This is a genomic window from Sulfitobacter sp. 1A13353, assembly GCF_043557255.1.
Classification (GTDB): domain Bacteria; phylum Pseudomonadota; class Alphaproteobacteria; order Rhodobacterales; family Rhodobacteraceae; genus Sulfitobacter; species Sulfitobacter faviae.
Genome location: NZ_JBIFFS010000004.1, coordinates 67,931 through 87,518 on the forward strand (window position 1 = coordinate 67,931; position 19,588 = coordinate 87,518).

Annotated in this window: 22 protein-coding genes, 2 tRNA genes and 1 pseudogene; 6 read left to right on the forward strand and 19 right to left on the reverse strand. The window is 56.0% G+C overall.

All coding sequences use genetic code 11. From position 1 onward, the window contains the following. Positions 1–77: 77 nt before the first annotated feature. Positions 78–212, reverse strand: coding sequence for a hypothetical protein (locus tag ACGYLO_RS10885; protein WP_273055561.1), 135 nt, complete (start codon positions 210–212; stop codon positions 78–80). 156 nt (positions 213–368) lie between these two features. Between ACGYLO_RS10885 and ACGYLO_RS10890 the strand changes: the two genes are divergently transcribed. The 3 genes from ACGYLO_RS10890 to ACGYLO_RS10900 all read left to right on the forward strand — a co-directional run bounded on the left by ACGYLO_RS10890 (position 369) and on the right by ACGYLO_RS10900 (position 3,289). Next, positions 369–1,016: a hypothetical protein gene (locus tag ACGYLO_RS10890; RefSeq protein WP_273055563.1), complete on the forward strand. Its 648-nt coding sequence runs from the start codon at positions 369–371 to the stop codon at positions 1,014–1,016. A gap of 193 nt (positions 1,017–1,209) precedes the next feature. Next, positions 1,210–2,472 (forward strand): hypothetical protein, encoded by a 1,263-nt coding sequence (locus tag ACGYLO_RS10895; RefSeq protein ID WP_394376477.1) that lies wholly within the window; start codon positions 1,210–1,212, stop codon positions 2,470–2,472. Positions 2,473–2,551: 79 nt separating this feature from the next. Further along, positions 2,552–3,289 carry a hypothetical protein gene (locus ACGYLO_RS10900; RefSeq protein WP_394376478.1) on the forward strand — a complete coding sequence of 246 codons (738 nt, stop codon included), beginning with the start codon at positions 2,552–2,554 and terminating at the stop codon, positions 3,287–3,289. A gap of 76 nt (positions 3,290–3,365) precedes the next feature. Here ACGYLO_RS10900 and ACGYLO_RS10905 read toward each other — a convergent pair. The 6 genes and pseudogenes from ACGYLO_RS10905 to ACGYLO_RS10930 form a co-directional block, all read right to left on the reverse strand. Further along, positions 3,366–4,118 (reverse strand): annotated as a pseudogene (locus tag ACGYLO_RS10905) (SDR family oxidoreductase); the annotation flags it as partial. A gap of 104 nt (positions 4,119–4,222) precedes the next feature. Further along, on the reverse strand, positions 4,223–5,734 hold the full coding sequence (locus ACGYLO_RS10910; protein ID WP_394376479.1) for a calcium-binding protein: 1,512 nt from the start codon (positions 5,732–5,734) through the stop codon (positions 4,223–4,225). A 235-nt stretch (positions 5,735–5,969) separates the two neighbouring features. Further along, entirely contained in the window at positions 5,970–6,128 is a 159-nt protein-coding gene (locus ACGYLO_RS10915) for a hypothetical protein (protein WP_273055573.1), read from the reverse strand. Beyond that, positions 6,125–6,742 carry a hypothetical protein gene (locus ACGYLO_RS10920; RefSeq protein WP_394376480.1) on the reverse strand — a complete coding sequence of 206 codons (618 nt, stop codon included), beginning with the start codon at positions 6,740–6,742 and terminating at the stop codon, positions 6,125–6,127. The genes ACGYLO_RS10915 and ACGYLO_RS10920 overlap by 4 nt, the downstream gene beginning before the upstream one ends. Positions 6,743–6,780: 38 nt before the next feature. Then, entirely contained in the window at positions 6,781–7,830 is a 1,050-nt protein-coding gene (locus ACGYLO_RS10925) for a potassium channel family protein (RefSeq protein ID WP_394376481.1), read from the reverse strand. A 1-nt stretch (position 7,831) separates the two neighbouring features. Further along, on the reverse strand, positions 7,832–8,107 hold the full coding sequence (locus ACGYLO_RS10930; protein ID WP_394376482.1) for a hypothetical protein: 276 nt from the start codon (positions 8,105–8,107) through the stop codon (positions 7,832–7,834). 215 nt (positions 8,108–8,322) lie between these two features. Here ACGYLO_RS10930 and ACGYLO_RS10935 point away from each other — a divergent pair, with 215 nt between their 5' ends. Continuing rightward, positions 8,323–8,796, forward strand: a complete 474-nt coding sequence (locus ACGYLO_RS10935) for a CAP domain-containing protein (RefSeq protein WP_394376483.1) — start codon at positions 8,323–8,325, stop codon at positions 8,794–8,796. Positions 8,797–8,802: 6 nt separating this feature from the next. Here the strand turns inward: ACGYLO_RS10935 and ACGYLO_RS10940 are convergent, their stop codons facing one another. The 7 genes from ACGYLO_RS10940 to ACGYLO_RS10970 form a co-directional block, all read right to left on the reverse strand. Then, positions 8,803–9,717 (reverse strand): hypothetical protein, encoded by a 915-nt coding sequence (locus ACGYLO_RS10940; RefSeq protein ID WP_394376484.1) that lies wholly within the window; start codon positions 9,715–9,717, stop codon positions 8,803–8,805. Positions 9,718–9,798: 81 nt separating this feature from the next. Continuing rightward, a complete protein-coding gene (locus tag ACGYLO_RS10945) occupies positions 9,799–10,143 on the reverse strand; it encodes a hypothetical protein (protein ID WP_394376485.1) in 345 nt (114 codons plus the stop codon). 30 nt (positions 10,144–10,173) lie between these two features. Beyond that, complete coding sequence (locus ACGYLO_RS10950) at positions 10,174–12,723, reverse strand: hypothetical protein (RefSeq protein ID WP_394376486.1); 2,550 nt, start codon at positions 12,721–12,723, stop codon at positions 10,174–10,176. Between the two features lie 77 nt (positions 12,724–12,800). After that, on the reverse strand, positions 12,801–13,655 hold the full coding sequence (locus ACGYLO_RS10955) for a glutamate--tRNA ligase (protein ID WP_394376487.1): 855 nt from the start codon (positions 13,653–13,655) through the stop codon (positions 12,801–12,803). Between the two features lie 13 nt (positions 13,656–13,668). After that, positions 13,669–14,019 carry a hypothetical protein gene (locus tag ACGYLO_RS10960; protein WP_394376488.1) on the reverse strand — a complete coding sequence of 117 codons (351 nt, stop codon included), beginning with the start codon at positions 14,017–14,019 and terminating at the stop codon, positions 13,669–13,671. 16 nt (positions 14,020–14,035) lie between these two features. Then, a tRNA-Glu gene (locus tag ACGYLO_RS10965) sits at positions 14,036–14,111 on the reverse strand. A 13-nt stretch (positions 14,112–14,124) separates the two neighbouring features. Further along, positions 14,125–14,200: transfer RNA gene (locus tag ACGYLO_RS10970), tRNA-Glu, on the reverse strand. A 302-nt stretch (positions 14,201–14,502) separates the two neighbouring features. Between ACGYLO_RS10970 and ACGYLO_RS10975 the strand changes: the two genes are divergently transcribed. After that, positions 14,503–15,012 carry a hypothetical protein gene (locus ACGYLO_RS10975; protein ID WP_394376489.1) on the forward strand — a complete coding sequence of 170 codons (510 nt, stop codon included), beginning with the start codon at positions 14,503–14,505 and terminating at the stop codon, positions 15,010–15,012. 20 nt (positions 15,013–15,032) lie between these two features. On the opposite strand, the gene ACGYLO_RS10980 is transcribed toward ACGYLO_RS10975, so the two are convergent. Together ACGYLO_RS10980 and ACGYLO_RS10985 are read right to left on the reverse strand one after the other, a co-directional pair. Further along, complete coding sequence (locus ACGYLO_RS10980) at positions 15,033–15,626, reverse strand: hypothetical protein (protein ID WP_394376490.1); 594 nt, start codon at positions 15,624–15,626, stop codon at positions 15,033–15,035. Between the two features lie 13 nt (positions 15,627–15,639). Beyond that, positions 15,640–16,035: a hypothetical protein gene (locus tag ACGYLO_RS10985; protein ID WP_394376491.1), complete on the reverse strand. Its 396-nt coding sequence runs from the start codon at positions 16,033–16,035 to the stop codon at positions 15,640–15,642. Positions 16,036–16,215: 180 nt separating this feature from the next. Here ACGYLO_RS10985 and ACGYLO_RS10990 point away from each other — a divergent pair, with 180 nt between their 5' ends. Further along, complete coding sequence (locus ACGYLO_RS10990) at positions 16,216–16,740, forward strand: YgjV family protein (protein ID WP_394376492.1); 525 nt, start codon at positions 16,216–16,218, stop codon at positions 16,738–16,740. 13 nt (positions 16,741–16,753) lie between these two features. Here ACGYLO_RS10990 and ACGYLO_RS10995 read toward each other — a convergent pair whose 3' ends face one another. Genes ACGYLO_RS10995 through ACGYLO_RS11005 form a run of 3 tightly spaced genes read right to left on the reverse strand, consistent with a single transcriptional unit; the run spans position 16,754 to position 19,568 of the window. After that, a complete protein-coding gene (locus tag ACGYLO_RS10995) occupies positions 16,754–18,031 on the reverse strand; it encodes an adenylosuccinate synthetase (RefSeq protein ID WP_394376493.1) in 1,278 nt (425 codons plus the stop codon). Continuing rightward, positions 18,021–18,557, reverse strand: coding sequence for a hypothetical protein (locus tag ACGYLO_RS11000; RefSeq protein ID WP_394376494.1), 537 nt, complete (start codon positions 18,555–18,557; stop codon positions 18,021–18,023). Before ACGYLO_RS11000 ends, ACGYLO_RS10995 begins: the two co-directional genes overlap by 11 nt. Before the next feature lie 54 nt (positions 18,558–18,611). Next, positions 18,612–19,568 (reverse strand): hypothetical protein, encoded by a 957-nt coding sequence (locus ACGYLO_RS11005; protein ID WP_394376495.1) that lies wholly within the window; start codon positions 19,566–19,568, stop codon positions 18,612–18,614. Positions 19,569–19,588 lie beyond the last annotated feature (20 nt).

A 19,588-nucleotide genomic window follows, 5' to 3' on the forward strand; every position in this document is an offset into this window, starting at 1 on the left:
ATGCCATATAAAGCACATAGCACCGGGATTCTGAAAGCGCATACTGATAGACGCGAGGGTCGTCTCAAGTCTGTGGTTTAGGGGCGCTCGCCGCGCACCGGCCACTTCAGCTTTGCTTTCAGCGACCCAACCATCTTGCCGACGCTGAAGCTCGAAAATGCGACGATACATACGAAGAGAATGAGGAAGGTCAGAATAAGAAGGATCTGCACGATATGGCTCCTTGCCGGGTTTCCTCCATATTTATGCAGTTTGCGATTTTTCGCAAGACTACAAGCTGCGGTATTTGCCACCGATCCCTCAGTATCCCCTTGCCGAGACCGCGCTCATCCTCCAAAAAGTTATCGCCACATACTTATGGGGGTTCAGTGGAGCGTCAGATTCCCAACAAGGAAAAGCAGTTCAGCCTGGCGCGTGAAGCTGCAATTCTAATTCCCAGATACCCCGAGCAAGACGACCTTCCTGATGGGTCTGCGATACTGGCTCCATTGGACTCCCAAGGGCGCATGTATCCTCAAGGCGACCACATCATCTATTGCGTGGAAGATGGGAGCGGTTATGGGATCCGTCTGTGGGACTTCCTGGACATGACGACGAACGCCGCTTTGGGGATCAGGTACTCCGGCCGATATGGCCGGCTGGGCACCTGCCCCGGACGAGACGTTCTTATGGCCGCGATATACGATCTTGATCGCCTGGTTATCAGTCAGTTTCTGCAGCCGTCCCTTCTCGAAGATTGGGCCGAGGAAGACCGGGATGACCTCAAGCCCCCCTGCGCGCCCAGCGGAACCCGCGATGTCGGGGCGACCCGGCGCCTTATCGGCAGCGGGCGCGCTCTTCTGCATAAAAAACCGGGTATCATCCAGTTCAGGAACGGACAGGTGCTTGTACAGACCAAGAATCACACGCAACCGGTGATCTTTGATCACGACGATGCTGCCTTGGCCGCGGAGTTAAGCGACGTTGATCTCCCCGGAGAAGTTAGGCGTAGGATATTCGGTCGGGAAGACGGGTAAGCCCTTGGCCCTTGCAGTCATGACACAGTGCAGAAGATAAGTCCGGAAACCCAGATTAAATCTCGGTACGCCACTTGCGAAAAACACGGAATGACATATTTTATTACCAGAGACGAAGAGAGTATTTTTGAGAGTTATGAACTTTCACAAACAAGCCGCAAGATACGTTCAAGTCAGATATTAGGAGACAGACATGCCGACAATTAACGAAGCATTCAAAACCCATGGCATCCGTGCCGAATTCGAAGGCATGCCTGCGATGGTCGTGCCGGTAACGCCGGAGCTTGCAGAAACGCTCGACCAGGAAAAGGTTAAAAAGCCTGCAATTTCTGGCAATATGCTCTTGAGCTGGAACAACGGCGATGAGCGCAAAGGTTTGGTTATCAACAGCCTCGCAGCCAATGATATCAATCTCCTGATCAAACGCCAGGACGGCAGCGACAAGAAGGTCAATGCCACCAGCATGACAGATGCAGCGCTTCGGGCGCTCCGTCTGCGCAATGCGCACCGCGAAGATGTGGCTCAGGTCGAAGCAGCAAATGCCAAGGCTCAGGAAGAATATCAGGAAGCGGTCGATCGCGGCGAAAATCCCGCCGAGCCTGAAGAGCGCAAAACCGAATTCACTGATGCATCCTTCAAGGGCATCGACGGTCTGGCGACATGTCTCCGCAGCGTGATGATTGGGATCAAGGAAGATGTGCTTTCCGATATCAAGGTCAAAGGCAAAGCAGACTCGTTCCTTGGCGAAATGCGTGAACTGACGCGCGACGAGCTGACCAGCTCTGATAAAGCCAAAGCACTTGAGGCGCGCCGCCTGAAAGCTGAAATCGCGATGCTTGCTCCCGAACATGAGAAAGCTTCCGCCACTATCATGCCGGCCGCTTATGAAGGTGACGGTGAGGCCGCTCGCGATCTGATGGATGCTATGCCTCATGATCCGGAAGGTCTGAGTGCCGCACAGCAGTCCGTTATGGCGCAGGCAGGCAACATTGCTTTGGTTAACCGCCTCTTCTCGGTTGCGACAACCACGCCGGTCATGGCTGTCGAAAAGCGCGCCTTGTCGCATACTGGCTTTGCAACCTTCGCACAGAATCTCGCCAAGTACGAGAATAAGGATGCGAGCGAAATGGTTCTTCCCCGCATGGCAGCCGTGACCGGCGATGCTATGGAAGCCTATAAATGGCAGGGTAAGATTTATACCAAAGATGGTGCAGATATCCTTCTGATGCGCGATGAATATGCCGCCTTCGCCTACGCCTGGGACACTGAGAGCCGCGTCGGTGATATCAACATCGAAGCGTCGGTACTGACAAACCTGACCCAGGCTGATGTGCCGACTGAAGAAGAGCTGGAAGAGCTGAAGGAAATCCATGAAGCCCTGAAGTTCGACAACGGTGCCGAAGTGAACTTCGATTGGGACGATGAGCCCGAGGAAGAAGACGTCTTCGAAGCCTGATCGCCAAGTTGACCTGCGAATATCAAAAGGGGCGGTATTTACCGCCCCTTTTTCATCAGACCCGAGAGAGGATTCAGCCATGAATGATACGCGTTTTCTAAAAATTCAGAAGGGCTACCACGATGCCGGTGGTCTGGTAACGGCCTATGCCATTCAGACAAAACAGCCGATGAGGAACGCCATCAATGAACTGCGCGACGCGGGCATGGTCTATGATTTCGACAATGTCCTGAACGAAGGCCTCGCCTTCTCGAAGGTCATGATTGGCAAAGATGGCATCTTCACCGATGTCCCTTCCGACATCGCCACCCGCGGCGGCACCGAACATGTCATGGCCCAGCCCAGTGAAGTCCGAAAGGTACTCGCGGATCGCGTGCTCGCTCAACAGCGTATTGATCAGAGCCCAGCTGCTAAACGCATCTTCGAGCAAGCCGCCGACCGGGTTGAGCGCAACGGCAAGCCCCTTCCCATGGGCCTCTTGGGGCCAGTTTATGAACGCGCGGCACGCGTCCTCGAGAATGAATGGGAGGCCAGCGGCCGGCATGACAAAGCGGCTTTCCGGTCCGCGAAAGTCCTAATGACACTCGCGGTGACCCATGCAGCAAGCTATACCCAAGTTGAGAGCTACCATGCAGCAAAGCAGATGATGCCCATGGCCCTGCTTAAGAATGCTGCGCGCAAACTGACCGGCCGTGCGGATCCCGAGCAGGAGCGTCAGATCTTGGACCTGTCGATCTGGTCTGAACCGGATGATCCTTTCAAGCCCGAAAAACTGACCCCTAAAAGTCCTGAGCAGAGCTTGGGTGAACCTGTCTGATCACCACTAGATCTGGGTTATCTGTACGCGAATCCGGTCTGAGAGATGTGGTTTGTGTACAGATAGGCAACAATTATCAGCCGAGATGCTGTCCTGCATCCGCGCAGATGAGCTGTCCCGTAACGCCAGGCGCGTCGAGAAAATAACCCAGCGCGCCGGTGATGTCCTCAAGATTTGACCCGCGTCCCAGGATCGTGCCAGCGCGCTGATCTGCATATTCCTGATCTGTCAGGTCATCGCTTTTTAGCGTGGGGCCAGGGCCAATCCCATTGACCCGAATGGTGGGGCCAAGGGCCTGGGCAGTCGTCTTCGTCATGCCCCAGAGGGCGACCTTGGCCATCGTATAGGTCATGAACTCTGGTGTGAGGTTGCGGACACGCTGATCGATCATATTGACGATCAGCCCCGCAGCACGCATTTCCCCGTTCTCATCCGTGATCCGCTCCAAACCTTGGTTGGCCATGGCTTGGGTCAGCACAAAGGGTGCGCGCAGGTTGCTGCCCATGGACCGGTCCCAGCTCTCACGCGTGGCCGTGGTGATCTCATCGGCCTCGAAGATGGAAGCGTTGTTCACCAAGCAGGTAATGGGACCGCCCAGCGCTTCGGCTGCGCGTGGCAGAAGGGCCTGAGTTTGTGCTTCATCGAGAAGGTCCGCCTGAACGGCCACAGCCTCGCGGCCCATCTCTTTGATCTCATCGACGACCGACTGCGCGTCTGCTTTAGAGCTGCGATAATGCACAGCGACGTCATATCCGCGGCCAGCGAGATAGAGCGCCATTGCACGGCCGAGGCGCACGCCGGCTCCGGTTACCAGGGCATTTTTCATAACGTCGCGCCTTTCATTTGTTGGTCATACTTTGGGCCGCATGTAGAGCAGCGGCGCGGGGCAGACAAGCAGCACTGCGGAGTTTCGCCGCCCCTGCCCCGGTTAGATCAGATGATGAAATTGGTCTCGTCAGTCAGATCGCTTTCTTGATCGTCTCCCATTTCTACGAGAAAACGCTCACCTGTTTCTTGCAGGCTCACCGAGAACATCGCCTCATCGTCGATCGTCACCTCGCTGATATCGAGATCCGCGAAACTGTCGAGGCTCACCCCATCACCAAACTGGATAACATCTTCTCCAGATGTGAAATCCTTAATAATATCGAGTTGCGCGTATTTTTCTGCGTCCGATCCTTCCAAGTCGTTCCAGACCTGCAAATCGCCGCTGTCAAAGCGGTAGGTGTCCGCCCCTGACCCGCCATATAGCGTATCAGTGCCCGAGCCGCCGGTCAGCGTGTCATTGCCGGTGCCGCCGCGGAGAAGGTCATCGCCGGATCCACCCACGAGTTGATCGTCTTCAGAGCCCCCGTAGAGCGTGTCATCCCCTGCGCCGCCACGGACCTGATCCATATCCATCCCCCCGGCCAGGTGGTCATCGCCATTGCCTCCATAGATCGTGTCATTGCCCTTACCGGCATCGACGACATCGTCCCCATCGCCGGCGCGGAACAAGCCATCTGCATCGGGTGTCTTCTGAACATCCCAAATCCAATCAGCACCATCGGTGCCTGCAATCGAGTCGTCCGTGTTCTTCATGATATTGATATCTTCGTCGAAAGTGCCGTGAGGCACGTAGTTCTGCTGGTCGATATAATCGACAACCGGCAGCGCAGACAGATCTTCGGGCATTTCAGAAAAATGCGTTTCAGCACCGGCATGGCGCGCGCCTTCGAGCGCATAGAGCCCTTGGTCTCCGAGGCGAAGCCATTGCTGATCGAGATACTCGACCACATCGATACCCTCAGGCAGATCGTGTAGATCCAGTTCTTGCCCCTCAAGGACGATCACATCGCGGGTGATATCAAAGTCCTCGATACGGCCCAGGATCGGGCTGTTGAGTTGACCAATATTGTCAAACTCCACCGTATCATTGCCGGTGCCAGTATAAACGTGATGGCCGTCATAATTACTGTCATTGGTCAGATCGAGAACGATGCGATCGTCACCCTCCCCGCCCCCGACGTGGACCTGGCCAAAACCCGGGATCGAGGAGATCAACGTGTCATCGCCATGACCGCCCCAAAGCTCGCTGTAACCCTCTGAGCCGTCCAATACGATAATGTCATCGCCGCCCAACCCGCTGAACCGGTCTTCGCCGCCATTGCCGAACATGATGTCTTTTGCACCAGTGCCCGAGATCCGCTCATCTGTTTCGGTGCCCTCAATCCTTTCCCCGGGGATGTCGCTGGTGAGATCGAGCGTCTCGATGACTGAAGTACCATCATCATAGGACCTGATATCGAATCCATCCTCTTCCGGACCGGGTTCATCTGGATCAGGCTGCGTTGGTTCTACGGGATCTGGATTTGTGGGATCCGAGGGGTCCGATGATTTACTGCTGTACCCGCCACTCATACCGAAGGCGGCCCCAAGGCCCAAAAGGATTAGTAGGAATTGCATTCTGTCATTCCGTCATTTGTTTGATTTTGGTCGTTGTGGCATTGAGCCAACGGCCCAGAAGCCCGCTGAGCCTCTGGGCAGCCCCTCTGGGGTGGGAGAGCGCCCCCAGGCGTGCCATACGCTCCTCATGGCTGATCTCGCCCCGCTGATAAGCCAGGCGCGCCTCACGGGCGCCCAGCATCACTGCGTGCAGCCTTTGGGGCTGAGATAGGGTCTGGTGGTCATCCACTTGCTGTCAGCGCCCCTGAGTGGGGTTTGCGTGAATGATCCAAGCGATCACCGCGAGGAGCATCCCGCAGACCATAAGGCCGGTGCCATGACCGGTCTCTGCGTTGTAGAGCCCGCCCCCTACGGAGATCATCGAGATGGCAGCGCCGGCGAGAAGATTGCTCATGCCACCACCTTCAGTGTCTGATGGTGGGAATAGCGCATCTTGCGCGCCATGATCTCTTCATAGGCATCAGGCACATCTTCAAAGAAATCATCCGGCAGAAAATGAACGGCGAGCCAGAAGTCGAAGAGGTCCAGTGTCAACTGCTGCCTGTTGTCCTGCTCCGGGAAGTCGGGGTGATAGCTCTCAAAGCCGTGACGCAGGGTCTTTCCCACGGTCTGAACGATCTTGGCTGCCCTGTTCGACAGGATGTGCAGCTGCTCCATCTCCGCCAGATCGACGCCGTTCACAACGATTGTATTGCCCAGTTGCGACATCTCGATCAAAGCTTCGGAGTATGGGCTTTCATAGGCAGATTCATTTTTCGCAAAATAGGTCGCGAAAGCCTCAATGCTGAGGTCGGCTTCCATGAACTCTGCGACGGCCAAGAGGTCGGCGACTTCCCGGCCGAGATCGGCGATGTTGTCATCCAGCGCCCCTTCGAGATTCTCCGAGTACGGACCATCTTGCAACATCTGGGTTGCCGCTTGAACCACTTCCCCTGCTTCCTCGGAAAGCATGGCCAGGCGCTCGGTTTCTGCTGCTGTCAGTTTATTGAAATTCTCGTGCTTAGACATATTGATATCCTTTATTAAGTTCTGTGCTGCAAAGCATTTTAGGTGGTTTTCTGCTGCCGAAGGGCATCAGTGAGAGCTTCCGGAGAGACACGCTCTGCGGAGATGTAGAACAGCGGTCGACCGGTAAGGTCTGTATCGCCGGGTACGTTAAGGTAGGGCGTATCAAATCCCGGCCGGATGGTTCCAAGGAATGTCATGCCAAGACTGCGGAAGGCGTTATAGGCCATGTCCGCAGTGATCTCTTTGATGTCGATCTGGATCCGGAAGGCTGTAACATCCTGCGACGCGGATCCAAGGACCGTGAAGAAACTGGAAATGCCCGGATCGAGAACCTCACTCGCCACGACCTCCGCCGATTGGGAAACCACTGGCACCACCTTAGTATGGGCGCCAAGCAGGCGTGCTTTGACATCGCATTCGAGGGCTGCAACGACCCGTGCGGCGGGAACCAACCATGAAACAGCCATGGCTGCGGTCAATGTGGTGTCATCCTCTTCTGCAAAAACGAGAACCGTTTTCGCATGCATGACCCCTGCCCTGCGCAGATCACGCTCGGCGACCAGATCTTCGGATCTAACATAGTGCAGCTCGCTGGTATCAAAGGCCGGAACCTTGGTGGTCATGAGAATGATGTCGCGGGGCTGCAGACCGCCTGCCAGTAGATCGATGATCACGCGTTGAGTGGCCTTTGGGTGCAACCCGATGATGACCGTTTTGCCCTTTTCGGCGCTGTAATCGCCAAATCCATCCATGCGTTTCCTCCAATAGGCAACTGAGGTCTGAGAGACCTTTGCCAGTAAAACAGTGAAAAATGTGAGTGCGCCCGGAAAAAGCCATACCGAGACAAAGACCCTGCCGAGCTCGGTCGCTGGCGACAGGTCCCCATAGCCAATCGTGCTCGCCGTCGTCGAATAGAAGTAGATAAAGGTGCTGATACCCATCAGATGTATCTCGCCTGCCAGCCGCAGGCCGAGATAGGTCACCAGCATATGCGCGGCGGTGAGCATCCAGAAGACTTTCCAGTCGAGCTGGGCCACCGCTTGATAGGCGCGCGCGCCCATAATCTCGATGAGGCGGAAAAGGACCATGTCAGGCGTTGGTCACGATCAGCAGACTGCGCATGAGAAGCTTACCAATAAGAATGGCTGAAATGGTGACAGAGGCTGTCAGAACTGCGCTATAGGACGTCATCTGGAAGAGAATGTCCTGATTGGGCAGCATCGCGTAGCCATAGTCCTGCAGGATGGAGACCCAGCTCTGACCCCCCTTCTCGCTCAAGACTTTGAGGACCATCACCGCGAGAATGACATTCGCCACCAGCAAGGCGGCAGGCGCTTTGAGTGCAATGGGGTCTCGGGCGGTCACAAATTGTCCTTTCAAGTGAATCGACGGGTTTGCGAAAAACCCAATGACTGAGCAATACCCAAGACTGAACTGGGCTGCAAGACGTTTGCGAAAAATGTAGTAAATTATTGTAATGCAGATCACACTTGAAGACATGTGGACAACCACCAAGCTGACCTTGCGATATGAGCTTGCGAAAAATAGACGTTACACAAACATCAATAGAGGCTGAACTCATGAGATTGACCGGATTTGCCCTGGCCTGCGCTGCAGTCCTTTCAGCATGTACCGCTGCACCTGTGCCGGAATATACGAATGACGTGCCGCATAGCATTCCGTTGAACGGCCATGTTCGCCTTCTTGAGGAAGTCAGTGAAATCCGCCGCGCCCAGGGCCTCTCGATTGTTGCATCAAGTGCGGGAGCGGATCAGGCTGCCCATCGCGCCGCCGCGGATATGGCCCGCCACGGGACCTTCAGCCATACGGGCTCAGATGGCTCCTCTGCCGCAGAGCGCCTGCGGGATGCGGGCTGTTCGCACGGTCTGGCCGAAAACATTGCCAAGGGCAATGCATTGAACAGCGGCAACATCATACAGACCTGGATGGACTCACCTGGGCACCGCGAAAACATCCTCAGATCGGAGATGCTCTGGATGGGCATTGCGAAGGTCGATGATGTTTGGGTCATGACCCTCGCGGAACGTTGCTGATCAAGTTTAGCTAGGTTGGTCAGGATCGTCGTTGGACATGTCTTGTTCTGCTGTCAATTCAACAGCAAAAGGATCTTGTACATGCTCGCCAAGTGGGGCGAGAGCGATCTCGATCCGGGGAAACTTGGGATCTAAGGCCCTCTTTTCGCGGCCCATCTCGACCTCGACCCTCTCGGTTGGATTGACCGCCAGGCGCTCAACCGGCACGCGCGCGTCGACAACCTCCAGCTCACCATGGGCCAACAAGGCGTTGGGCTCATTGGGGCCGCTGGTCATGAAGCCCATAACCTGAGCTGCCTGATACACCGGCGCCTGCATTTCACTGATGCTTCGTGCCTCACTGTATGGCTTATCCCCAAACGCGATCTCTACCGAAGCAACAGATGTATGGATCATGCCTTCAAGGCCTTCGCGGAAATGCTTGCCAACATCATCCCACCGCGCCCCATAATCAGCTTCGATCTTGGCATTCAGAGCCTCAGGATTGATCTTCTCATCCCCCTCAAGCGTGGCTTGATTCAGCCGGTAGATGTCGCTCTTGGGCATTTCGACAACCTCGAGATAACCGCTGAGCGCAGCCTCATCCCACTGTCCGGAAATGCCTTGCGCGTAGGCCTGATCATAGACCTGTGCCATCTGGTCACGGATCGTCTCCTGCGTCGCAGCCTTCACGACGGCCAGACGCTCTTCGATGCCAAAATTCGACCAGCCGTTTGCTTTCATTCCATCTGAGGCGCCAAGCAGGACTTCGGCCGCATAGTGCTTTGCGGGAAGATCCAGCATGCCGTTGAAACTATGTTCGACATTAGAATTCGCAGCGAGATTCGAAAGTGCGGCGGCTCCGACGAGGCCTACAACCTGTGCGACTGCTGCTGCTATCACGTAGGGTTTTAATTTATCAAGAGTGCGATCATCGAGCATGTGAGTATCCTGTAGGTTCTTGCTTGTGTGCAAGTCTCCGGCAGGATTGCGAAAATTCCAAACACATGAGTCTCTTTGCGTTCAGGCTTCCTCGAAAGCAGGTTGGTTGAAAAGCGCGCCAAGCGTGACCTCATGAAAATCAAAGCACGATCCCATCTCATCTTTGACAAGGATCACCACACCGTCATCAGAATCCTCCGCCATAATCTCGAGCGCGCGGCCGCGTCCAGCGTAGATTTGGAGAGGCAGCGTCCCTGCCGCCTTAAGGGTCGCGAAGGCCGCACTGTCAAAGAGTGAGGCCAGGCTGTTGGCCTCAGAAACCTTGGCACCATAGGCGAGATCTCTGTATTGCCCGGGCCCTGGCCCTTCGGCCGCCAATGGATCCGCCCTCAAAAGACAGGTATCGCCCATATAGATCGTGTGCATTTCTGCGCTCCTATTGTTTTCGCAAACGCATCACTGCGCGGCCCACATGATATCTTGCTCGGTTTCCTCAATCGCGGCATCGATCTCTGCGTCAAAGGGGTCATCAACCTGATCCCCATGCACATCTTCAATCTCAAGTTCGGCGGCCTTTTCCTCTGCAAGGCGAACCCAGATATTTCGGGGAGCACTGCCCTCGACGAACTTGAACTCCTCCCCTTTGATATCTGACCCGGCGATGAACTTATCAAGGCCAGACTTGCGAATTTTGCGCGGCAGTAAAGAACTTAGCTCGTCCCAGGCATCCTGAAGGTGCTCTCTGTCCCAGGGATTGTAGCCGGCCGAGCGCACCGACAATGGCAAAAGCCTCATCATATCCTGTTCGTGTCGCGTCTCCGCAAGCCCATCCGCATAGCGCTCAAGATCATGGACCTCTAGGCTTTGGATATGCTTGGCGAGCCGTTTCGCGGCCTCCTCAGCTGCATCACAGGGCTCCGCATTGTCATAGGCATAGTTCTGGCGGACCTTGCACTGTAGGCTGGGCACTTCACGTTCACTGCCATCTTCGTTCTTTATCGTCCGGGATATGACCACCACATCCAGTTCCACTGTGCTCGAAATACCCTCTTCGGTTTCGAGCGAGAAGATGAGCCGCGCTTCTTTGTTGCGCCCTTTGAGAACCGTGTTGAGGTAGCCGCCCACACAGTGGTTTTCCTCTCGCCCTTGCTTGGTCAGAGCCTTTGCGCTGTTCAGCTCACGTGCGCGCAGGCCATTGCCGAGATCAACTTCGCCGACGAGCGGCTCCCATACTTCTTCCGTGCTGATCTTCTGGATCTTATCGGCATAGCGATGGATGTTGCGGTGATACCGGGTTGAAAGCTCCAGCAATTCAGTGACCTTGAAGTCTTCCAGTACAGCATCGACGGCCTTTTGGCGGGGCGAAACATAGTCGTCGTTGTTCGAGGCATATCCGCGTTCGGAATTCGTCTCGTTCCACTCAAGGCCGCGCTCTTCGGCAACTTCGCGGACCTTGTTCATGGTCGCGGGCACATAGAGTGTGTTGGCCAGGTAGCTCACCGCATCCTTTACCTGCTCGGCCGGGGTGGCGAGGATTTTGTCCATCATCTTATAAGGATCGCCATCCCGCGCCACCCGCTGCATCGTTTCAGACATGGAGGTCCCGAAGACCCCTTTGCCGAACTTCTGCAACTCCTTCAGGAAACGATGCTCCTTGCGACTGGTTGGCAGTCTATCGTGAGGAAGCTTCAGGAGGGTCTTGATCTCTTTCATTGGATCGCGCGGGCTCGCGCCGGCACGCTGCCAAGTCAGACCTTGCAGGCGCTTCACGTCCTTCACATCACAGCGCAGGAATTTTGCGATCACCGGTGCAAGGGGCACACGTGCGTCGATCGCATCCCGAAGCGCGGGCTCTTCATGCATGGATCTTGCGAGGATCGGATAGGCTTTTACGGCCTGCTGGCGGGCGATGGCTGCCTCGGTGTTGACCGTGTCTGGATCGAGCAGAGTGCTGCCATGTGTCCCACAGAGCCACTGTGCATGACCCAGTTGGGTAAGACCGGTCCCACGCATGATGCGCAAGACTTCTGGATCCATAGCGTCTGCGATGGCCCAGCGCATCAGATTGAGGCGGCTGTCGGCTTTGTTTTTCAGCATATGTTTGACTTGGTGCCGAAGCTTGTCATCAATCACGCGTCGGCTCGTTCTGTCGACGCCCATCATACTGTAAAGACCGCCGGATTTAAGGAATTCCAGCCCTTCAAGCGCCATAGCACGGGCGCTGTTCGAATGGCGGTTCAGCTCGATATCGCCCCGGCCGTGGGAGATTTGCCAGTCTGGATGCCCCTTGTAAATTACCTCGAGCGCCTCGGCGACAGATTTGAGAGGGGCGACTTCCTGATTAACGGACTTCAACATCTTGTTGATGAGCGCCCCGTCATCGTCTACCGCGATGACCGACAGCGCCTTGCTGTGGAGCGATAGGTTGTCTCCAGCGATGATCAAACGGCGGAAGCCGGGAAACTGATCTTTGTAGGAAACAAAGATACGCGCATCCTCAATGTACTCGGCGTATCCTTTTTCCCAATCCTCCATGAGCTCCTTGAGCTTTGGATTGTCCAGGTCGAGGCTGTGCTTCTGAGCCAAGGTTCTGAAGAGTGTATACTCCTCAGGGCGCTTCGCCTCAGGCTGCATTTTCAAGAACGGGTTGAGATCCTTCATCATCGGGTCGTTCGCGATGAAATCGGAGACAGGGATCCGCTTGAAGCGCACGCCCTTCTCGCTTTCGACGATCTCGGGCTCTGGCTCAGCCTGAGGTGCCCTGCGGAATAGCGAAGCGGCCATGGATGGTACTGCTGCAGCAGACGGTACCGTTTCCTGCAGCGCGGTCTCATCTGCCTCAGGCATCCATGGGGCGCCCTCTTCTTCGGCAGGTTCAACTTCGTTCGAGCCCCCATAGCGATAAAACTCGAAGAGCTCGACCAATGTCTCACCGGCCGGATGCGCTTCTTCAACCTCTTTGATAGGCGCCTTCGACGGGAAGAAGGACGATAGGAATCTGAACATCTTGATCTCGCATATTTGTTAGACGCCAGTGTCGTCGGGTCATGCGAAAAGACGAAAGCATTCCTATCGTCAGAGGATCAGGCGGACCGTTTCATATGCTTGTACTTCCGATCAAAGCTCGCGAGCTTGGGCAGGTCCATGGCGGCCGGCGAGGCGCGCATCTTGCCATGATCCAGGAACAGGCTGACAGCGCGATCACGATCGATGATCTTCATCGATTTATCGTCCTGACGTGGGCCCCACCCCACCCGCAGGAGATAGTTCAACATGCCATCGGGATCGACGCCGTCATCGCGGTAGCCCAGAAGACTTGCCGCGGCGTCTCGCTTGGACATCTTTTTGCCGTCCATCGTGATCAAGCCGACATGGGCGAAGTCCGGCATCGCGGCTCCGAGGGCCGTGTAGAGCCCAGCATGGCGGAAGGTATTGGTCAGATGATCCATGCCGCGGATAACGAGGTTCACACCAAGATCGATGTCATCGACCACGGAGGCGAAATGATAGACCGGCATGCCGTCGGCTTTGATTAGCACCTGATCACGCGCCAGATCATGCGCCTTGGCGCTGGGCAGCTGGTCGCCGGAAATCAGATCATGCCAAGGGGCTGCCGCCCCACCCTTCATCAGTACAGCACCATTATCGGCACGGACCGCCAGCCCTGCATCTAGAAGCTTTGCAGCCGCGGCGTCATAGATGTCGCGCCGGTGCGACTGGCGGTAGACGGCATCGGGTGCAAGGCCCAGCCAATCGAGACAGTCGTGGATCACGTAGATCGAGGCGTGGTTGTTGCGCGCAAGATCCGTGTCATCGATGCGCAAGATGAAGCGACCGCCACTGGCGCGCGCTGCGAGCCAGTTGAAATATGCGGTGCGGGCGGTGCCGATGTGAAAGTCGCCGGTTGGGGATGGGGCGACGCGGGTCGTATAGGTCATTGCGAAAATCCTTTCAGACGCCAATTCGATGTGCGTGAGCCTGCAGGTCTTCCGGGTCCGCGATGCGCGAGACGCAGAATGCCATTGACTCATTGAGAGAAGCCGCAACCAGATCAGGAAACTCGGCTTTGAGGGTTCGGTATGAAGCCAGGGCTTCTTCATCGAAATACGATCCTATGTGGACCGATGTGGGTAGATAATCTCCGGATGTAGGATCAAAGAGGCGCTGTGCATCTTGATCTGATCTCTGGCGTGTCTGAAGAACCTTGCTGCGCATCCATGCAGCTGCTTCGCCCCGATCGGGGAAGCGGGGCAGCTCCGGATCTGGGGAACGTCGTTTGAAACGGCTCAGCATGGACAGCATCTTGGTCTCCTGAATTTGGCATCCGCAGCGAGGATCGAACTCGCGTCTTCGGGGTGAGGTCCCGGTATTCTGACCAATTGAACTATGCGGACGTGGTTGTGATTTTGGCATCTCCTACGAGTCTCGAACTCGTTTCTGCTGCTTGAAAGGCGGCTGTTCTAACCGGGTGAACTAAGGAGACGTAAGGGCATAAAAAAACCCGCCTCAGGGGCGGGTGCATGGGTATCGGGCGCGAAACTGAACTCTGGCGTCAGCGCGTCTCTCGATACCCGAATTGTTCTTCCTGAAAACGGAACATGATTTTCTTCCTTTGATTTGGATTTCTTTTTCGCACGGCTCGTCAAGTCCGTCAAGAATTATTTTCGCACATCTAATATCACCCTAAGCCAGTCCAAACATGTGGATAACAGAAGTTCTACATTTTTCGATGAGGGAACACGCTCTACCCTGCTGCTTAACTGATCTGATAAAAGAGACCTCCTCATGCTTTTTCTTGAAGTGCTCCTGCTTGCCGGACTTTGTGTCGCGATCCTGAGATATAGCAGCATTGCCCTCGGCCGGCCCGACGCCATGCGCATCGAGCAAGCAGTGTTGACCAAACTACGCGCCGGAGCAGAACTGGGCTTGCGTGAGGTCGATCTTTACCAAGCTGATTGGATCAGCGGACCGATGGCCGCGACCCTCACAGGAGATGCCGTTCATGAGTTCACTCTTGATGGTGCATCTACAATCAAGGTGAGCGATGGCCACTCAGCACATCGTCTCGTTGTGATCTGCAGTGACTGCGCGCCAAGGTTCTATGCGGTGACGCTCCGGCAGAACGGCACGCCACGGCTTTTGCCGGTGCTTGACCGATTGGTGTGGCGCGCGCCTGAGCTAGGGCAGATGCGGGAACTGGCCAATGTGCGCCTGGCCAATATGGACCGGGGGCGGGATTGGCGTGCTTTCATTGAAAAGCGCATCAAAACCCATCTTGCACGCCGGGCCCACTGAAGGGCCCTGCCTGCTGAAGATCAGCGCGGCACATTCACCATGCGGTTCAGCTGCATCGAGAGTGCCTGTGCGGAGGTGGTGACCTCCTTTTCAATGCTCAGGGTGATCTTGCCTAGCGATGCATCCATGAGCGCGATGCCGGCGTTCAAACTGCTTTCGATTTCGGCGCGTGTGCCATCGCTCATCTGATCCGCGTGCTGCGCCGCTGTCTGCATAAGCTTCAAAACTGTGCGCTCCATATGGTCGATGCAGACCAGCTGGCTTGAGGGGATCTCTTCTCGGGCGGCATCAATCTGGCGGCAGCGATCAACGAAAGGATAAGCGGCCTCTTCCAAGCCAAGACTGCGGCCAATGACCCGCACGGCCGCAAGATCGTCTCGACGGTCTTTAAGGGCGTAATATTTGGCTTCCGTGGCGAGGTAGCGCGCCTTCATCTCTTTGCGCAGCCGTTTCTGATTAAGAAACTTGTAGCTTGCTGCGCCGATCACTGCAGAACCGATTGGGATCGTCACCGCGATAAGAAAGACCAGAGTCTCAGCCGAGAGTGATGCAACTGCAAGAGCGGCGGCAAAACAGCTGACAGTGAAAAGGATCAAATATTCAGCGTAACACATACTGCGCCCTCGTTTACTTTGTAGCTGACGTCAAAAAATGGATCTTTTCGAACTCGTTCACGGGCCCTGCGAGCCCATCAACCCTATAAATCAGCTCTCCATCCATCCTGCAGTAGGCCGCGTCATTACTGACCGCACTTCGTGTCAACGTGAACGTGCCCCCTTGTTCGAGACACTCAGTCTCAATATCGAGCAAAGCCGCCTCGCGCTCGTTCTGAGCGTCGAGCTGCATCAAGTAGAAAGAGGCTACGAAAATGATTAGAGTGGCTGCCTGCAACACAAACCCAACCGGTCCACGAATGAGTTGATACTCGATTGCATCCCCTCTTTTCTTCCAACGCCGCGTGCGTTCCGCATCCTTTTCCCGCATCTGCGATGTGCCTTCGGCATACTCATGTTGTCTCGGCATTGCGAAAAACCCCCTCTGTGTTAAAGTATATATATTCGCACTTCTTGTTGGGGCAACCTGTCGCTGTAGAAATAATTCTGCCCAGCGAGGCTTAAAACTTCTTTGAACCTCTGGATTATCGCAAGCCATCCCTATACTGGCGGCACCAATCGAGATGAGAAGAACGAGTCCACAGGCAGTATGATCACAGCAACCCTCATCGGCTATCTCGCGATTGCCATCAGCATCACCAGTTACATGCTGCGTGATGACCACCGCCTGCGGGTTCTGAACGTCATCTCATGCCTGTTCTGGACCAGCTATTTTGTGATGCTCGGTGAGTGGACCTCGGTCGCCAGCCTTTCTCTTGCCTGCGTGATGATCTGGGGTGCGCTCTATGGGCACAAACGTACTGCAAATGTCGCATGGTACCTTTGTATTGCGGCGATTCCGGCCTCCTTTATGGCTGTCGCCGCAGGGCAGATCACAATGACCGATACCCTCCCCTTCATCGGCGGTGCGGCCATCAATACCGGTGTCGCATTTCTAAGCCGCGGCAAGCTCACCCTCGCCTGCGCGGCCGGGGAATGTACCTGGGGCCTCTTTGCGGTGATGATTGGCGCCTGGCCAAGCGCCTTCATGGCCCTGTTCTCACTGGGCGCTTTGGCCTATCGGGAGTTTTCGCGCTTCAGCTACGAACGTCAGATCGGGAATGCACCCGCCTAAGGTAGGCGTCCTGTCAAGGACAGGGCTCCTCCACTCCCAGGGCTTTTCGCAGTGTGATCTCAACATTCTCGCGGCAGGGCCCTTCTGATTTGAGCTTGAGATCATGCCCGCAAAGACCTCCGATAACCTCGGCGAGGTTCTCAGTGTCAATCTCTGAGACTAAGGGCCCCTCTCCCATATCCATCACCGAGATCTCGATCTTATCGCCCAGCTGATCGAGGCAGGTGACCCCCAGGCCATGATCAATGCCTACGCCCTGCCCTGCACAGCGCGCGAGATCGGCCGAGATGATGCGGTCCAGCTCTCGGAGGTCCAGAGGTGCATAACGGATGGCGTCCTGCCATTCGTTTGGCCTGTTGGTGCGGTCGATCACCTCAGTGCCGGGCAAGGGCGTCGTTCCGCGGTCGAGCGGGAACGGCCCTGCCCCGTGTCGCGTTGCATAGGCCCGGGTCATATAGATGATCTCGAGATCGGTGATCTCGGCGTCTCGAGCGATCTCCACCATATTCTTGGCGCCAGTATGCGACCGCGTCACGTGAGGGAATTCTCCGAGGTCCATATCGAGTTGCAACCCTTGGGCGCCCTCAAAGACAATGGCATCGCGATCGCCCAGGGCGCTATCCGACATGATCGAGACATACTGCGTAAAGTGGCGCAGATCGTCATAAAATCGCTCAACGACTTCTGGGGCGTTGCCGAGAACAGGCTTTAAATGGTCTGGGATGCTATCGAGACCAAGGGCTGCCAGGCGCTGCGGCACCCAAGAACTCGAAATCTCGTCGAGAAATCGTGCGAGGTCAGGCCGCCAGAGGTCATTCATGCAAAGCATTGGCCCCTGCTCCTGCCGTTCCAAGGTCTCACCAAAGCCGAGACCACAAGATCCGTGCTTATCACCGCCGCGGAAAATCTCAGCTGCCTGATTGATGGCCATGTCCCAGGGTGTTGTTACCGCTGTGCGCGGATCGGCCGTGATCTGAATATCCTTTACGCCTTTGCGCGCGAGATCCTCGATCTCAGCAAAGAAGACCATCGGATGAGATACAAAGAAGCGGGACAGATGGGTGGCGGCGCCCCGGAAGGATCCGGACCCGATGTGATGGAAGACATGGTGGCGGCCGTCAGCCATGGTGACGCCGTGGCCCGCCTGTGCGCCGCCATTGGTGCGCACAACGGTGGCATGGCGCCCCTGCTCTACAAGCTGCGCAGTGAGCGCATCTGTGGCCAGCCCCTTGCCTTCATCGCCCCAGCCGGCGCCGATGATCCCATAGGCTTTGCGGATGTCATTTCCCATTCAGGGCCTCACTCTCTTGGGTGTCATGATGAACCGCATTCTGCTCAGCGGGAGACAGCCGCGCGCAAAGATCCGCGATATAGTCGGTGAACCAGGCGGCGGCCTCTGGTGTCGCATGCTCAGCGACCGCCATGGGCTTCACACGACCATCGGGAAAAGTAAAATCGACATGGACAGCCACACGTTCCCCACGCTCGGGAGATGCGAAGCGTTTGTCGTCCTCTTCAGTGATCCGAACCGCAGCTGGGTATCCGGCCGTGACCCCATGCATCACCATGCCCAGAGCCCCATCGTCGAAATAGCGTAGCTTGTCGAAGTCCTTGTTAAAGAAAGCCCCATAGGGTTTCAGCGTGTTGGCCAGCTCCCCCAGACCGTACATCCCAAGCTTCATTTCCATCTCGCGGAATGTCTTACGCATGAGGGGGAAGTGGCGCTCGGGGATGCGCAGGACGATTTCGGCCTCGCTGTTTTGCGGGGTTTGGTTCGCAGCTGGAGATGCAGCACCGCAGGTGGGGCATTTGGTCATAGATGTTCGCTCCGGGGAGAATTGGGCCTGATCGGACTATTGAAGCCCTTCAGATTATGGCGTGGGTGTCTCATCTTCTGTGGTCAGGTCGCTGTCGGGAGACGTAGGGATGCCGAGGCGTATGTCTGTGGTTGAGATACGCCAATCCGCCTTGCCCGCCGCAATCCGAACCAGATGATCCCCCTCAAAGCTCGCCGTGATGTCTTCAGGCGTCACACCGGTGAGTTCTTCCAATACCCTTGCTTCAATCCAGCTATCTTCCATTGAAGCGATGAAGGTATCCGTTGCTTTGTTCTGGATTTTCTCATCTACAAAGAGAGACCAGGCTTCTTGGCCCGCAAACTCGAGAATGAGATATTGGGTGCCGTCCTTCCGGACCTTCATTGAAGCTTCCTTGCAGAACAGACTATATACGAGCGCCGCGTTAGCCCCCTGCCTTGCCTTCCTCGGGGAAAGATCGAGATCGAGGAAGGCATCGAAAGACTTCTGGTATTGCTGTGAAAATTTGGTTTCGAAATCTCGCAGGACGCGCGCAGCGGCCTCAATCTCGGGTGGGGTGATGTCACCGTTCTGGGCATCTTCCAGGCCGCGGTCGTAGAATGCCGCATAGCGCTCCATGGAGGACTGATTGCGCATTGTGAAGAGGTCATCCACAAGGGCCGAGCCCTCCGGTGGCATCTGGCTGCCCGCGGCAGCCCCCGTGAGATATTCGGCTTGGGCAGCTTGATATTCACCGAGGACCTGGCCCGGATCATCGAGATGATGAGGCATGATCGGAAGGACGCTCGTTGCATATTGCAGCCCTTGGACAACGGCGATGCCACCGATACCCCAGATGGAATACATCCTGGACCATTTCGATTTTGCGGTGTTCTTGGCGGTATCTAAGGCCAAGTTGCCGACCCTTTGATACAGCGGGGTATCAGCATTGGTCAGGCGGTCCTTGAGAGATTGAAGCTCTTCCTTCTTCTTCTCAATGCTGGCCCGTGTTGCCGTTCTGATGCGTTTCATCTGCATCCCTTTCTGCCAGT